The 15,400-nt window shown below is 44.3% G+C and carries 11 protein-coding genes; all 11 read left to right on the top strand.

The genetic code is table 11. The features are described 5' to 3' along the window. Positions 1-29: 29 nt before the first annotated feature. The 11 genes from AC812_RS02225 to AC812_RS02175 all read left to right on the top strand — a co-directional run bounded on the left by AC812_RS02225 (position 30) and on the right by AC812_RS02175 (position 15,395). Positions 30-1,181, top strand: a complete 1,152-nt coding sequence (locus AC812_RS02225; RefSeq protein WP_061916441.1) for an SIS domain-containing protein — start codon at positions 30-32, stop codon at positions 1,179-1,181. A gap of 103 nt (positions 1,182-1,284) precedes the next feature. After that, positions 1,285-2,061, top strand: a complete 777-nt coding sequence (locus AC812_RS02220; RefSeq protein ID WP_061916444.1) for an acyltransferase — start codon at positions 1,285-1,287, stop codon at positions 2,059-2,061. 14 nt (positions 2,062-2,075) lie between these two features. Beyond that, entirely contained in the window at positions 2,076-3,281 is a 1,206-nt protein-coding gene (locus AC812_RS02215) for a glycosyltransferase family 2 protein (RefSeq protein WP_061916447.1), read from the top strand. 44 nt (positions 3,282-3,325) lie between these two features. Continuing rightward, positions 3,326-4,981 (top strand): B12-binding domain-containing radical SAM protein, encoded by a 1,656-nt coding sequence (locus AC812_RS02210; protein WP_061916450.1) that lies wholly within the window; start codon positions 3,326-3,328, stop codon positions 4,979-4,981. A gap of 34 nt (positions 4,982-5,015) precedes the next feature. Beyond that, positions 5,016-5,276: an acyl carrier protein gene (locus AC812_RS02205; protein ID WP_061916453.1), complete on the top strand. Its 261-nt coding sequence runs from the start codon at positions 5,016-5,018 to the stop codon at positions 5,274-5,276. After that, complete coding sequence (locus AC812_RS02200) at positions 5,273-6,829, top strand: class I adenylate-forming enzyme family protein (protein ID WP_061916456.1); 1,557 nt, start codon at positions 5,273-5,275, stop codon at positions 6,827-6,829. Before AC812_RS02205 ends, AC812_RS02200 begins: the two co-directional genes overlap by 4 nt. A 6-nt stretch (positions 6,830-6,835) precedes the next feature. Next, positions 6,836-8,794: an asparagine synthase (glutamine-hydrolyzing) gene (asnB, locus tag AC812_RS02195; protein ID WP_061916458.1), complete on the top strand. Its 1,959-nt coding sequence runs from the start codon at positions 6,836-6,838 to the stop codon at positions 8,792-8,794. 19 nt (positions 8,795-8,813) lie between these two features. After that, positions 8,814-9,806: an NAD(+) synthase gene (gene nadE / locus AC812_RS02190; RefSeq protein WP_061916461.1), complete on the top strand. Its 993-nt coding sequence runs from the start codon at positions 8,814-8,816 to the stop codon at positions 9,804-9,806. A gap of 94 nt (positions 9,807-9,900) precedes the next feature. Next, positions 9,901-11,655 (top strand): bifunctional sulfate adenylyltransferase/adenylylsulfate kinase, encoded by a 1,755-nt coding sequence (locus AC812_RS02185; protein WP_061916464.1) that lies wholly within the window; start codon positions 9,901-9,903, stop codon positions 11,653-11,655. Positions 11,656-11,667: 12 nt separating this feature from the next. Further along, positions 11,668-12,720 (top strand): acyltransferase family protein, encoded by a 1,053-nt coding sequence (locus AC812_RS02180; protein WP_061916468.1) that lies wholly within the window; start codon positions 11,668-11,670, stop codon positions 12,718-12,720. 47 nt (positions 12,721-12,767) lie between these two features. Next, the gene (locus AC812_RS02175) at positions 12,768-15,395 is read left to right on the top strand and encodes a sialidase family protein (protein WP_114676102.1); all 2,628 of its coding nucleotides are present in this window, start codon (positions 12,768-12,770) and stop codon (positions 15,393-15,395) included. The last annotated feature ends 5 nt before the right edge of the window (positions 15,396-15,400 follow it).

Below are 15,400 nucleotides of genomic sequence, written 5' to 3'. Positions count from 1 at the left end.
GAACGCTGCATTGTCTGGAGGAGGTTGAAATGATCGAGTACATTCGAGAATATATGTCAGAGTTAGATCAAACAATTCAGAAACTACCTGCAGAAAAAATTGATCAATTGGTGCATATTCTTCACAATGCGCGATTGAACGGCCGGCAGATTTTCATCATGGGTAATGGCGGAAGCGCTTCTACCGCATCTCACTTTGTATGTGACCTGGCCAAAAATACCGCCTTCCCTGATTTACCCGGTTTCAAGGTGATTGGCTTGTCCGATAACATGTCCATCTTTTCAGCCCTTGCAAATGACCATGGATATGAGAATGTTTTTGTGGATCAATTAAGAAATTTTGTTCAGCCCAATGATATCGTCATTGGGATTTCAACCAGTGGTAATTCTGAGAATGTAATCCATGCGGTTGAGCTAGCCAATAAGGTCGGTGCTTTTACCGTAGGTATGACTGGTTACAACGGTGGAAAACTTGGAAAAATTGCCAATCTGGAAATTCGTGTACCTTCTCAGAATGTCCAGCATATCGAGGACCTGCACCTTTCGATTGAACATGTCATCTGTTATTCATTGTTAAGGATGGCAGAAATTACGGTCTCTCAGTTCTCTGAACCGGTTGATACCCCTCTAAAAGAGCCAAAATCACTGGCTGAATCTTTATTCGATAGCGCAATTCACGGCAATGAAGATGTGGAGGGAAATCCAGATGTAAAAATGATTCCCTCTGTCACAGAAGAACATAGTTTGGGTTACATGCTGCAAATTGCATTATGTAGCACTGGAGCAAGCAGTGGAACACTGATTTTACTGGATCAAAAGGGAAATGTGATTGCAGGTGCGACTGTCCGTGAAGGTCAGGTGTCAAACCCCCCAATGGAACAACTGGCTGAAATCAGCCAGCACGGTTTGGCAGGTTGGGTAATTAAGAACCGCAAGCCAGCGCTGGTAAGTAATACGTCGAAAGATGAACGGTGGTTGAGAAGGCCTTGGGATGGCGATCCTGCCAAGAGCCGATCTGCGGTTTCTGTTCCGCTATCAGTAAACGATCGGGTGCTCGGTTCAATCACCCTTGTTCACCCTCAAGGTGGCGAATTCTCTAAAGAAGACCTGGATTATGTTTCAAAAATGGCAACTTCATTAACCCCCTCCATTTTGGCCGCTGCACATTTAATCGAAAAGTAAGAAGGTTTATCTCTTCACGAAAAAACCTACCGTATGCGTGTGAGGTAACACACCATCCGGCAAGGGGTAATAACTGCAATAGCCATTACGATCCTGTGTCGTAATGGCGGAGCATGCCTTTTTGAAAAACCATCATTCAAATTTGACCCCTTCAAAGAATAATTCAATCCGTCTTTATTTGAGCCGTCAGGCTTCAAATCCGTTCCGCTATATTTTGGAACAATTTTTATACCTGAGTGTCGGTTGGGTGCCGACAATTATCGGAATCGCACTTCGTGCGGTTTTATATCGGTTGATTATGCGCATGGATGGTCTGGCGGCAATTGAAAATGGGGTACGTTTGCGGTTTGCAGACAAAATCCATCTCGGCCAGGGGGTTTACCTCGACCAGGGGGCTTATCTTCATGCTTGCCCCAATGGAATTCAAATTGGCGAGAACACCATCGTAATGCATGGGGCCATCTTGCATGTCTATAATTTTCGCGGAATACCCAACTCAGGAATAAAAATTGGAAAAAATTGTCTTATCGGAGAATACAGTGTTATTCGAGGGCAAGGGGGTGTAAACATTGGAGATCGCGTGTTCACCTCACCGTTCACACAATTGTTAGCGGTCAATCATGTTTTCAGCAATCCCGAATTACCTTTTGTAGATCAGGGAATTACTGCGGAGGGAATCACCATAGAGGATGATGTCTGGCTAGGTGCGGGTGCAATTATCACGGACGGGGTTCGCGTTGAAAAGGGGGCTATTGTCGCAGCGGGGGCAGTTGTTACAAAGGATGTTCCCGCCCATACAGTTGTTGGCGGTGTTCCTGCCCGTGTCATTCGAGAGAGTGGAGAAGTCAAATTATCCGCCGATAAAAAGGTTTATTTTTGAAAGGATGGTAAGAGGTGTGCACCTTATCCGTTGTTATTCCTGCTTATAATGAAGAAAATGGTATTGCTGAAATCATGGAAAGAGTTCTGTCAATTCGACCGGCTCTCCGAAAAGTTGGCATAGATGATCTCGAGCTTTTGGTGGTTGACGATGGTTCAAAGGATAACACTGCCGTTATTGCTCAGAAAATTGCGGACCAAGATGACAATGTGGTCATTATTAAACATGAAGTCAACAAAGGTTATGGCGGGGCATTAAAGACCGGCTTTTCCAGAGCTAAAGGTGAGCTCATTGGTTTCTTAGATGCTGACGGCACCTACCCGCCCGAATATTTCCCCTTGCTTTGTGAACAAGCTCTCAATGGCGCGGATTTAGTCATCGGTTCGCGAATGGCAGGCGAACAAAGTCAAATGCCAGCAACCCGCCGAGTGGGCAATATTTTCTTTGCTGGTTTATTGACCATGCTGGGATGGCAGAAAATTACCGACTCGGCAAGCGGAATGCGGGTGGTAAAACGAGAAATCTTAACCCAGATTTATCCTTTGCCAAACGGGTTAAATCTAACGCCTGTCATGAGCACCCGAGCAGTTCATGAAGGTATTCGCATGTGTGAAATTCCTATCCCATACAGCGAACGGATAGGACGATCCAAGTTAAGTGTTATACGGGATGGATTGCTTTTCCTTCAATCTATGGTGTGGACAGTAATGGCCTATAACCCAGTTCGGGTTTTGGGGATCATGGGACTGGCAGGTGTTTTCCTCGCATTACTCTCAATTTTCGGATTAATTGTTGCTCGATTGTCCGGGGATACCACGATTGGCCCATGGGGAGTGGCCGCTTTGTTTGCAGGGATGGTTGCAGGAGTAACCGGAGTGGCACTCTTTGCCCTCGGTGCAACGTCGAATTACCTGGTGTCCCTTTTTTACAAAAAGAATATCCGGCAAGGGTTGTTTGGTAAACCGATTTTTAAAAAGCCCCTGGAAAGCCGGTTTGGTTTATTAGGCAGCATAACCTTTTTAGCCGGTTTGGTTCTCAGTATCGTTAGCCTGACATTAGGTATTTCTGGATGGGAAATTGAGAGACTCTGGTTGTACTTGCTTGGCAGCGCAATGATGATTCTTGTTGGTGTTCAACTTATTCTCTATTGGGCATTGATGCGGGTCTTGGAAGACCTTAGTCAGCGCGAGTTACTTATCCGTCAAGATTTGAATGGTTAATTTTTCGGTTTCAAACTTATTACGGGTTTAGAGAGGTAAAAAAAATGAACGAAAAGCCGCAAATGGAAATGAAATACAAAAATCTGGGGGCACATCGAGTAGCTCCGTTGAAAATGGCAAAATTCCCCAACGCCGATGACATCGTGCGTAACGGTCTATTAAGCCAGCCGCGTGGTAAAGACGCTGTAGATGTTTTACTGGTCAATCCTCCAACGCCAGATGGTGGCTTGTGGATTCGGACTCAACATCGGGTTGGCCGACGAACGAGAGAGAACATGGTGTGGCCGCAAGTTTCGCTCGCTCAGATGGCTGCTTTGCTCGTGCCTACCTATAAGGTTCAAATTATTGATGCGAATGCAGAACGAATGGGCTGGAAAGAATTTGCTAACCTGATCTCAAAATATCAGCCAAAGTATTATCTTTCACAACTCACCGCCCCAACACTTGAAAATGACATGTACGGTGTTTTTCTTGCAAAAGCCAGAGGGGCGACAACCATGGTTTTCGGGACGCATATCACACCGATTCCCGTAGAAACAATGCGCCCCTACCCCGCTCTGGATATTGGGCTGGTCGGAGAACCGGATTTGACCCTTCGAGACCTGATTGATCATCTAGAAGGGAAAATTGATGAACGGCCTCCCCTCATACAAAAATTGATTAATGAGCACGATCCTGAATACCGCCCTGCTCTGAATGCAGACGGAACCGTCAATATGCATGAAATCAAGGGGATTGTTTGGCGCAAGGGGGATGAGATCATATTAAACAAAAACCGTCCCTTCATCAAGGATCTGGACGATCTCCCGATTCCACTACACGAAATGTTGCCCTATAAAAAGTACGTCATGCCTTTGATGAAAGGACCTTTTACCTTTATTGTCACCAGTCGTGGCTGTACCGCTGGTTGCATCTACTGCATCAAGCATGTGAGTTATCAGTACACCGTTCGTTTGCGTTCCCCAGAAAAGGTTCTTGAAGAACTGTGGGTGTTGAAAAAACTGGGAATTAATAACGTGAACATGTATGCCGATTTGTTCACGGCAAATCGCGATCAGGTTATCGGAATTTGTAAAGCAATGATTGATGCCAAAATCAACATGAAATGGACTTGCAATAGCCGGGTTGATTACGTGGACGAGGAAATGCTCAATCTGATGGCAAAAGCGGGATGTTTCTTGATGACCTGGGGAATAGAATCGGGCAGCGAGCAAGTATTACGTCATGCACGAAAGGGTGCTTATCCGGAAACTGCTCTGAGATCCCTTACATGGGCCAGGAAAGCCGGCATCAAGAATTGGGGATACTTCATTATAGGTTTGCCAACCGAAACCGAAGAGTCAATTCGTCAAACCATCGAGTTTTCGAAAAAACTTCCTCTGGATATCGCCTTGTTTCATGTGGCTGCACCCTATCCTGGAACGCCGTTTTTCTTTGAAGTCGTTCGGGAAAATTGGTTCCGCCCCGGAACGCGTTGGGAACAGGTGGATATGGACAAAGGCACCGTGTTGGATTATCCCGGTTTGCCGGCTGAAAAACTCCTTTACTGGCAAAAACGCGCTTTTCGGGAGTGGGCACTTCGACCTGGCCCTATTTTGACATACCTGAAAATGGTCTTCTCTGATTTTTCTACTATGAAATCAGCGATCAGTGTCGGTCTGCAGCATTTCCAGTGGCAAACCGGGAAAAGCGAGTCGTAAGCATCATCCTACCTCAATCGTTGGGAGTTTTATGATGAATCAACCTATTGAACAAAAGATCAAAGACTACATTGCGGAAAACATTCTGTTTACAAACGATGGATATCCTTACTCTGAAGAGACCTCATTCCTTGAAAATGGTATTGTTGACTCGATGAACGTCATGGAGATTGTTGCTTATGTCGAAGAGACATTCGGGGTTCGGGTCGAGGATCGGGAAATTATTCCGGCCAACTTCGATTCGGTTAGGAATCTGGCGAATTACCTTCGGATGAAAGGTGTTGTTTCTCAATGACCTGCTTTCGGTTGGTTCAGGAATTTCTGGAAAAAAGTGCGGATAGAATTCCTGAAAAAGTGGCTCTTGTATGTGGGGATGAGCGTCTCACCTATGCCGAGATAGAAGACCGCGCTAATCGTATCGCAAACGGTCTGAGATTCAATGGAATTCAAAGAGGAGATCGGGTTGCGCTATTCATGCAAAATAGCGTTGAATTGGTGATTGGGATTTTTGCAATTTTAAAATGTGACGCGGTCTTTGTTGTGATCAACGCCACCACCAAAACCGATAAATTGGTTTATATCCTCAATAATTGTGGTGTATCTGCCTTGGTTGTATCCCCTCACCAGAAAATTCCAATTGAGGAAATGCGTGCTTCTTGCCCAAGTATAAAATTCTTCGTTGTAATTGCTAAAGAAGGAGAGCTTCTCGACCAACCAACCACAGAACCAACCACAGCATGTTTCTCATGGGAACAATTTCTCAAAACTTACCCCCCTACCCGTCTCCCTGCCAGAAATATTGACCTGGACCTGGCCTGTTTGATTTACACCTCTGGCAGTACGGGTGAGCCAAAGGGTGTAATGTCGGATCATAGCAATATTATTTTTGCCGTAAATTCCATTACTTCTTACATCGGGAATACTGAAGATGATGTCGTGATCAATGTACTGCCTTTGTCCTTTGATTACGGCCTCTATCAGCTTTTGATGGTTTTTTCTTTTGGGGGGCGCTTGGTTTTAGAAAAGGGTTTCAGTTTTCCTGCCCAGATCCTTAACTTGATTGAAAAAGAGAAGGTAACCGGTTTTCCGGGTGTTCCGACCATTTTTTCCATGCTGGTCAATATGGATTTGGATGATTACGATTTATCCAGTCTTCGGTACATGACCAACACAGCAGCAGCACTTCCGCCCGCCCATATCTTGAAAATTCGAGATACTTTTCCGCATGTTCGATTGTATTCAATGTACGGTTTAACTGAAACCAAAAGAACCCTGTATCTCCCCCCCTCCTATCTTGATACGAAACCCGATTCGGTTGGGATTGCAATTCCCGGAACTGAGGTTTGGATCGAGGACGAACGTGGAAATCGGCTAGGCGCTGGGGAGGTTGGAGAACTGGTGGTGCGCGGAAGGCATGTCATGCGTGGGTATTGGGGGGATGAGGAACTTACTGCACAACGATTTCGGCCGGGGAGGATACCCGGGGAAAGATTATGCTACACGGGTGACCTTTTCAAGATGGACGAAGAAGGATTTTTTTATTTCGTCGCTCGCAAAGATGATGTCATCAAAAGCCGCGGAGAAAAAGTATCACCTAAGGAAGTCGAAAATGTCCTTTATAAAATCGAGGGAGTGCATGAAGTTGCCGTTATTGGTGTGGAAGATGCTCTGCTTGGACAGGCCATAAAAGCGTTCATTGTTAAAAACAACTCTTCTCTTACAGAAACAGATGTGCTTCGGTTTTGTAGGAACCACCTCGAAGATTTTATGATTCCCAAAATTGTTCAATTTGTAGATGAACTTCCAAAAACATCATCCGGAAAAATAAAGAAGACCGAGCTTCGATAGAAAATCATGTGCGGAATTAGTGGAATATTCCATTATGAACCAACCAACAACATTTCTCTCGAGGTGTTGAAGAATATGATTCTGGCACTTCATCACCGCGGACCAGATGAATTTGGTATTTATCGGGACGAACAAACGGGTCTGTCCAGTGCGCGATTGAGCATCATAGATTTGGCCGGCGGGTCACAACCAATTTCAAATGAAGACGATACCATTTGGATCGTTTTCAACGGGGAAATTTTTAATTACGTTGAATTAAGACCTCCTCTTGAACAAAAAGGACATCGCTTCAAGACGAAGACCGATACCGAAGTAATTGTGCACCTTTATGAAGAGTATGGAACGGATTGTCTGAATTTTTTGAATGGTCAATTTGCAATTGCGATATGGGATAGCCGCACAAAAACCTTATTACTCGCAAGGGATCGACTTGGAATACGCCCTTTATTTTATACATGTGACTCAACCACTCTTATGTTTGCGTCTGAGATTAAATCCTTCCTTGCGGTACCAGGTTTTCATCTCGAATTAGACAAACATGCCTTAAGTCAAGTTTTTACCTATTGGGCAGTGCAACCACCACGTACGTCCTTCGAAAATGTGAAACAAATTCCGCCCGGCCATTTCCTTCTATACCGGGAAAATAAAATGATTATCGAACCGTACTGGCAATTATCCTTTCAAGCGGAGGATCATCAGAGCCTGATCGGTGAGACTGAGGTGTTTGAGCAATTTGTTGATTTGTTGATTGATGCTACTCAGATCAGACTTCGAGCAGATGTGCCAGTAGGAGCATATTTGAGCGGTGGCCTGGACTCATCAACCATTGCAGCAATTATCCGCAAATATACTGAAACCCCGTTGGATAGTTTTTCAATTGCGTTTAGCAACGAAGAATTTAATGAGAGTGATTTTCAACAAGAAATGGCTCGTTATCTTGGCACAAGGCATCAGGTTGTTCAGTGCACACCAGAAGACATCGGAAGGGTGTTTCCAGACGTAATTTGGCACACCGAAAGTCCTGTATTACGCACCTCCCCGGCTCCGATGTTTTTACTTTCCAGGCTTGTCCAGGAGCATGGGTACAAAGTTGTCCTAACCGGTGAGGGAGCGGATGAATTTCTTGCCGGCTACGATATATTCAAGGAAATGAAAATTCGCAGATTTGTTGCCAGAGATCCGGCATCTGCTTTTCGCCCTTTGCTTTTCAAAAAATTGTATCCAGACATACCACGATTAAGGGGCTCGGCTGACTTCTTGATGGCATTTTTTCAGCGTAAGTTGATGGAAACCGACTCTCCATTCTATTCTCACCTGATCCGCTGGGAAAATACCGCAAGATCATTGAGGTTTCTTAAGGATCCCCTTACTGAAAGCATGAATTACGATGAAATCCATCTCCCGGTTGATTTTGAACAATGGTCGCACCTGGCACAGGCTCAATATCTGGAAGTTGTCACCTTTATGTCCCCTTATCTTTTATCGTCTCAAGGTGACCGACCGGCAATGGCTCATTCCGTAGAAGGGCGTTTCCCGTTTTTGGATTATCGCCTGGTTGAGTTTTGCAACCGATTGCCCGACGGCTATAAGTTGAGAGGATTGAACGAAAAATACCTCTTAAGAAAATTTGCCAGTGGTTTTCTACCGCCAGAAATTTGGAAACGCAAAAAGAAACCATATCGCGCTCCAATAAAATCCTCTTTCTTTAGTAACCATCAACCTGAATATCTGGCCGATCTGGTGAGTGAAGAAAATCTTCAAAAAAGTGATTTGTTTAATAAACTTGCTGTAAAAAAACTATTCCTGAAAGCTTCCAACGAAAATCAGCTTAGTGAAATTGAGGAGATGGTAGTTGTGGGGATTATTTCTACTTTGCTCCTGTTTGATCAATTCATTCTTCGGAATGGTTCTCTAAATCAAACAACATCTGCTCCAATCAAGATAATTGACAAAATCCAAAATTGAATTGCCTCTTCGAGGAAGAATGACGAATTCAAGTCAACCCGTTTTTTCAAAAAATTCGCTTCAATTGGATGTGCGACAGGAAGCAGATCGAATTTCTGGATGGATAAGGAATACTGTTTTCCAGGATCTGCATCGCCGTGGGGTCGTGGTAGGTATCAGTGGAGGAATTGATTCATCGGTTGTTGCCGCTTTGTGTGTGAGAGCTTTGGGTAGCCAGAAAGTGCTTGGGATACTTTTACCAGAATCGGAATCCAGCCCTGACAGCAGACAACTAGCCATGGAATTGGCTAATTCGCTGGGAATTGATACCATTACTGAGGATATATCAGAAGCATTGAAAGGCGCAGGCTGTTATCAAAGGAGAGATGAAGCTATCCGTCGTATTGTCCCTCAATTTGATCGAAATTGGAAATCGAAGATCACCCTTCCGGGCAGTTTATTAGAAGAACAAACTTTAAATGTGTTCTATTTGACGGTTGTCTCTCCGGAAGGGGTAGAAATAACCAAACGAATTCCAACAGCAGAGTTTTTGCAAATTATGGCGGCATCAAATTTCAAGCAGCGCACCCGAATGGCAATGCTTTACTATAACGCTGAAAGAAAAAATTACGCCGTGGCAGGTACTGCGAACAAAAACGAGCACGACCTGGGATTTTTTGTGAAATACGGCGATGGCGGTGTGGATTTCAGTCCCATTGTTCATTTATTCAAGAGCCAGGTCTATCAATTGGCAAAATACCTGGGAATTCCATCCGAAATCCAACAAAGACCCCCCACTTCGGATACTTATAGCGCAGGTAGCACTCAAGAGGAATTTTTCTTCCGTCTCCCCTTCGAGATATTGGATCTGATCTGGTATGGTGTTGAAAATGGGTATTCGGAAAAGGAAATTGCCGAACAACTCAACCTGAGTGAAGATCAAGTGCACCGAGTAGCTCTGGACATTCTACAAAAGAAGAGGACAACAGAGTACCTCCGACTCTCCCCCTTACAAATAAACCCTTGCAATTGACCATCAACAGGGTGAGAGCTGCCTTAACATGGAGTTCCAATATTACGAGCATAGCTTCTTACCCTGAATTTTATATTAAAAAGGATTATATCGAATGACTAAAACAAAAACACAAACTGAACTAATCGCACCGTTTGGCGGTAGATTGATCAATTTGTTAGCAGAAGGCGAGGAACGAGAAGCTCTCATAGAAGAATCCAAACATTTGCCCTCTGTCCAGATATCCCCCCGCTCTGTTTGTGATCTTGAATTACTGGCAGTAGGAGCGTTTTCCCCCTTAGACCGATTTATGGGGAAAGAGGATTACGAACGGGTCCTCACAGAAATGCGATTGAAAAACGGGACTTTGTTTCCAATCCCCGTTACTTTGCCAATTGACGAAAAAGACCTGCCCTCCTTTGCCGATCGGATTAACTTGTGTGATTCACGGAATAATACTCTGGCGATCATGGAGATTAATGAGGTTTTCCATTGGGATGCTCAACGAGAAGCCCGGCTTGTTTTGGGAACAACGGATCCTCGACATCCATTGATTTCAGAAATGCTTCATTGGGGTAAAGTTTATATTTCGGGGAAACTTAAGGTTATTAACTTACCTGCCAACCATGACTTTTCAGATCTCAGGCTTTCACCTTTGGAAGTTCGGAAAAAACTCTCTGAAATGGGCCATGAAAATGTGGTGGCTTTTCAAACTCGCAACCCAATGCATCGAATACACGAAGAGTTAACCAAACGGGCTGCTGATGAAGTAAATGGAAGTCTGCTTATTCATCCCGTTGTGGGCATGACCAAACCCGGAGATGTTGACCATTACACACGAGTAAGGGTTTACCGCACCTTGGTAAATAATTATTATGATCCCAATCGGACATTATTGAGTTTGCTACCCCTGGCCATGCGAATGGCAGGGCCGCGCGAAGCATTATGGCATGCCATCATCCGCCGCAACTATGGGGCTACTCATTTCATCATCGGCAGGGATCATGCCGGCCCGGGTAAAGATAGCTATGGGAATCCTTTCTACGGCCCGTACGAAGCTCAAACGCTACTGGCTCAATACGCAGATGAGATCGGGGTTTCTCCAGTTGAATTCAAAGAATTGGTCTATTTACCTGATGAAGATCGTTACGAAGAAATCAGTAAAGTTCCTGAAGGTGCACGGGTTTTCAATATATCCGGCACTCAGGTTCGAGAGGATTATCTTGAAAAGGGGGTTTTGTTACCGGATTGGTTCACCCGTCCGGAAACAGCCCAGATTTTGCAACAGGTTTATCCACCACGGCATCAACAGGGCTTTTGCATCTGGTTTACCGGTTTGAGCGGAGCCGGAAAATCCACTACCGCAGAAATTCTCACCACGTTGTTGTTAGAACGGGGACGCCAGATCACCCTTTTGGATGGTGATGTTGTTCGTACTCATTTATCAAAGGGGTTGGGATTTTCCAGAGAAGACCGGGATACAAATATTCTCAGGATTGGTTTTGTTGCAAGTGAAATTGTGCGGCATAATGGTGTGGCTGTGTGTGCTGCTATCAGCCCCTATCGTGCCGCGCGCAATGAGGTTCGCAAAATGGTGGGAAGTGAAAGATTTATCGAAGTGTTTGTGGATACTCCTATAGACCTATGTGAGAGCCGGGATGTGAAAGGACTTTATGCAAAAGCTCGTCGTGGTCAATTAACCGGCTTCACCGGTGTTGATGATCCATACGAAGAACCGATTAATCCCGAAATTACCCTCGAAACGGTCAATTCTTCCCCACTCCAAAATGCTCATCGAATAGTTCAATTTCTTGAAGAGCGCGGCTTTTTAGCCCCTGAAATCGCAAAATCAAACAATGGTCACAAATAAAGGTGCGCATTTGTGAATAGAAATTTCCCTGCTCTGCGTGGCATTGCAATACTGCTTGTGGTCATTAACCATTCCATCACCCTTGGGTTTCAGTTTGCCAGAAATCAAGGGGTGGGCATTCCTCAATGGCAAAAATCTCTGTTGATTCCGATAAAAGAATTAGGGATTTTTGCTGTGCCATTGTTTCTATTTCTCGCCGGCAGTTACTTTGCTTACGCAGCGCAGGGAAAAGGCTTGAAAGCCATGTATCGCCTGATCCCAAACAACTTACTCCATATTGCTTTGCCTTATCTCATCTGGTCTTTGGTATTTTATGTAGTTGTATATTTTTTATTTGGTGAGCAGGATTCGTTAATTGGATATGTAAAATCCTTGATCGTTGGCTACCCCAATAATTTTGTTCCGTTGCTTTTCTTTTTTACTTTTTTTGCACCCTTCCTGATCACTTTGACAAAGAAATCCCCCTTGTTGATTTTTCTGACTTTTTTTACATATCAGGCATTTTTAGTTATCTTGCTTCGGCCGGACATATTTGGGAGCATCCTGCCCGAATGGGCGAGATTTTTCGCTCCACCGATAATTCGCCTCCCGCTTGCTCTGTGGGGTGTGTTCTATCCAATGGGCGTAATATTTGGTCTTCGGTATGAATGGTTCAAACAAACTTTGAGTAATAAAACGAATGTATTTATTTTGATTGTCATAACGCTTGTTTTATTTTCACTTGCAGTGTCAACCCAGTTGAGCATTACATCCCTCCCGCTAATTGAAATTATTGTGCCCTTATTCGGACTCATCTGGTTGACCACTGTAAAAAGGGAACAAATGCCATTTGTGCGTTTTTTTGAGAGGTTAGGGAAAAGGTCTTACGGTATTTATCTTACTAATCTCATCATCATCAATCTAATCTTTTTTACAGTTATCCAAATTGGCACAAAACAATTATTGGCTATTCAGCCCTTGCTGGTTATGGTGATTGCGGCAATTACTATCTTCCTTCCGCTTTTGTTCATGGAATGGGTTGAAAAGAATAGAGGAAGAACGATGTATCGGTTGGTGTTCGGATAGAAGGAAATTTAAATACCGATGTTGACGCGGTTCTCAAAGGACTTGGGATGAATCGAAAAATTATCGTATTGGTGTTGCTAATAATGATTGGTCTTTCAGGGATTCAAAAAAAGACCATTGCTCAGGTTGAAGAAACATGGTCCGAGGGGGTCAATCTTTCCCGGTCTGGTTCATCATCTTCCCCATCCTTTGTCGTTAGTCCCCAAGGTCTCCTTCATGTTTTTTGGTTAGATGAGTTTGATGATCTAATGTATGTCCAGGGAAATGGATCGGATTGGACATCCCCTCAACCAGTCAGCGCCCCAAACGACTTGTATGTTCCAAGCCTTTACACTGGATCCAATAATCAAATGCACGCTTTCTGGATTGACGAGGAAGGCAAGCTGTATTACAACCGGGCAACTGGGGATAATTTTAGCAGCCCGGGTGCATGGAGTGGTTCGACCATACTTGCCGAGAGTGTTGTATTCTTTGATGTTTCTGTCACCCTCGATGGTGCGGTTCATCTGGTTTTTATTCAAACGGAAGAGGTAAATAATCGGCCGGCGGGGGTGTATTATCGTAAATCCAGCTCAGGTGGTTCATCCTGGCAGCCCGCGGTCTTGATATATGGTTCTAGATATTTTCGTGCCCTTGGCCGTGAATCGGCAAACGTTCAAATTGCGGTTCACAATGATGCAGAAGGCGAGGAAATTTACGTTGCCTGGGATAATCGGCCATTGAAAACGGTATTTTTTGCCCGATCCCAGGTTGGAGGGAACGAATGGGAAGAGCCTGTTGAAGTTGTCAGCCCTCAAAATCGCCCTAGTGCTACTACCCCCTATAATGTCCAAATTGCACTACTTCAAAACCAAATCATGTTGGTTTATCAAGACGGACAACCCGGTTTCAGCTGCTCTCAATCTTTCCAGTACTCAGAAGACAAAGGAATAACCTGGAGTGAGCCAAAACGGATGATGGAGGATATTCCTGGCTGCGCTTTATCCTCCCAATTAATTGAATACACCAACCAGTACCTGATATTGATGACCGTAAATCGTGATCAGGTATTGCTCACTGCGTGGGACGGAAACCGCTGGAGCAAATCAAAGCAACAATCCGAAATGCTTCAGGTGGTTGATCCATTAACACGAACCATTTTGACACTAACCGGTCAGCAAATTCTCATAGATCAAGAAGGAAACTTGAATTTGATTGGCGCCGACCTGGAACAAGGTGATATTTGGTGGAAAAAGCGCAATTTGAGCGATTTAGATTCCTGGTTTGAGCAGAACACCTCCTGGATTTCCCCGGAAACGGTTTCCATAAGCAATAATAATTTTCTAACTGTTGCAATGACAGCTGATTCTCAGGGACAACCACATGTGTTTTGGAGTTCAGGCAACGAGGGCGAACCCAGCATCCCTTCAGATACCCTTTTTTATTCTCGACGGGAAGCCCAGGGCCGATGGATTAAACCCATTCTGATTCATCAATCACCAAACAAATTTATTGATCACATCTCTGCAAATTTTGATCCTGTCACGAACAACTTGCTATTGGTTTGGCGAGATGGTTTAAAGGGGGATATTTATTTTTCTTCTGCTCCATCTAATCAGGCTTTTATGACCAGTTCGTGGAGTGTTCCCGTATTGCTTTCAAATTCAAATTATGCTGCTGATTCGCCTGGCCTCCTGATTGAACCCACCGGAAAACTGATTGTGATTTATTGCGTTCCACTTAATGAGGAGCGCGGCATTTACATCACCACTTCAAATGACGGGGGACTGACATGGACACAACCAGCCAAAATTCTAAACGCTAAAACCCTTGGATTTGAGGCGGTTAACAACCCGCAACTGGTTGTTTTAGATGAAACCACATATCATCTGGTTTGGGTAAATTACCAAATTGCGGCAAATCGTTTGTTTCCAACTGGCTTGTATTACAGCCGTTCTATTGACGGTGGTCAAAACTGGACAGAACCAGACAGGATTTCCGATGCAGCCGTAATTTGGAGTCGAATTTACCACAGTCCCAACGGTGTCATTCATCGGTTTTGGCAGGAAAATTCAGGCAGTCAGAGCCAAATATGGCATGAATATTCTTCGAGTAAGGGTGACAGTTGGGTTAGGGCAAACATGCCTTCGCTTCTCGGAGAAAAAATCGGGGTACCGTCAATTGCCATTGACGCGAGTGGTCGTATCCATTTGGTTCAGTTACTAAGAGGAAATGATAATAACGTTTCTTTACAACACCTGATTTGGGAAAACAATTGGATTGCGGGCGAGGCGAAAGAAATTGAGTTTGACTTGAACTCAAGTTCATCCTCGCCGGTAGGTATCTTTTCACCCAATGGATTTTTAGAAGTGGCACTATCGGCAACAACCATGAATATATTGGATAATCGCTCCGAATATCATTTACTTTTCACTGAACAACAGATTGAAAACTTACCCTTACTTGAAACCCCTCAAGCAGGCATTGGAAATGAAAATAATTTGGAAACACCCGTTATTAACGCTACTACACAAGAACCCGCTGCGATATTTCCGACTGAGACACCCCGCGTAATCAACACTGCGCCCGCTTCAATCATCAATCCAACTATTGGAATAGTAATTGGAGCTTTGTTCTCTTTTCTGGTGATTGCTGCGATTGTTCTTTATCACATTTGGCAGAAAACCGCCGGCTAACTTAA

The sequence above is a fragment of the Bellilinea caldifistulae genome, from assembly GCF_001306055.1.
Classification (GTDB): domain Bacteria; phylum Chloroflexota; class Anaerolineae; order Anaerolineales; family Anaerolineaceae; genus Bellilinea; species Bellilinea caldifistulae.
The sequence above is the reverse complement of the archived record's forward strand: the minus strand, read 5'-3'. Positions and strand labels throughout refer to the sequence as shown.

Excerpts from the sequence above, each read along its gene's own strand:
- AC812_RS02225 (WP_061916441.1), top strand. The coding sequence starts at position 30 with ATGATCGAGTACATTCGAGAATATATGTCAGAGTTAGATCAAACAATT.
- AC812_RS02220 (WP_061916444.1), top strand. The coding sequence starts at position 1,285 with ATGGCGGAGCATGCCTTTTTGAAAAACCATCATTCAAATTTGACCCCT.
- AC812_RS02210 (WP_061916450.1), top strand. The coding sequence starts at position 3,326 with ATGAACGAAAAGCCGCAAATGGAAATGAAATACAAAAATCTGGGGGCA.
- AC812_RS02205 (WP_061916453.1), top strand. The coding sequence starts at position 5,016 with ATGAATCAACCTATTGAACAAAAGATCAAAGACTACATTGCGGAAAAC.
- AC812_RS02200 (WP_061916456.1), top strand. The coding sequence starts at position 5,273 with ATGACCTGCTTTCGGTTGGTTCAGGAATTTCTGGAAAAAAGTGCGGAT.
- asnB (WP_061916458.1), top strand. The coding sequence starts at position 6,836 with ATGTGCGGAATTAGTGGAATATTCCATTATGAACCAACCAACAACATT.
- nadE (WP_061916461.1), top strand. The coding sequence starts at position 8,814 with ATGACGAATTCAAGTCAACCCGTTTTTTCAAAAAATTCGCTTCAATTG.
- AC812_RS02185 (WP_061916464.1), top strand. The coding sequence starts at position 9,901 with ATGACTAAAACAAAAACACAAACTGAACTAATCGCACCGTTTGGCGGT.
- AC812_RS02175 (WP_114676102.1), top strand. The coding sequence starts at position 12,768 with ATGAATCGAAAAATTATCGTATTGGTGTTGCTAATAATGATTGGTCTT.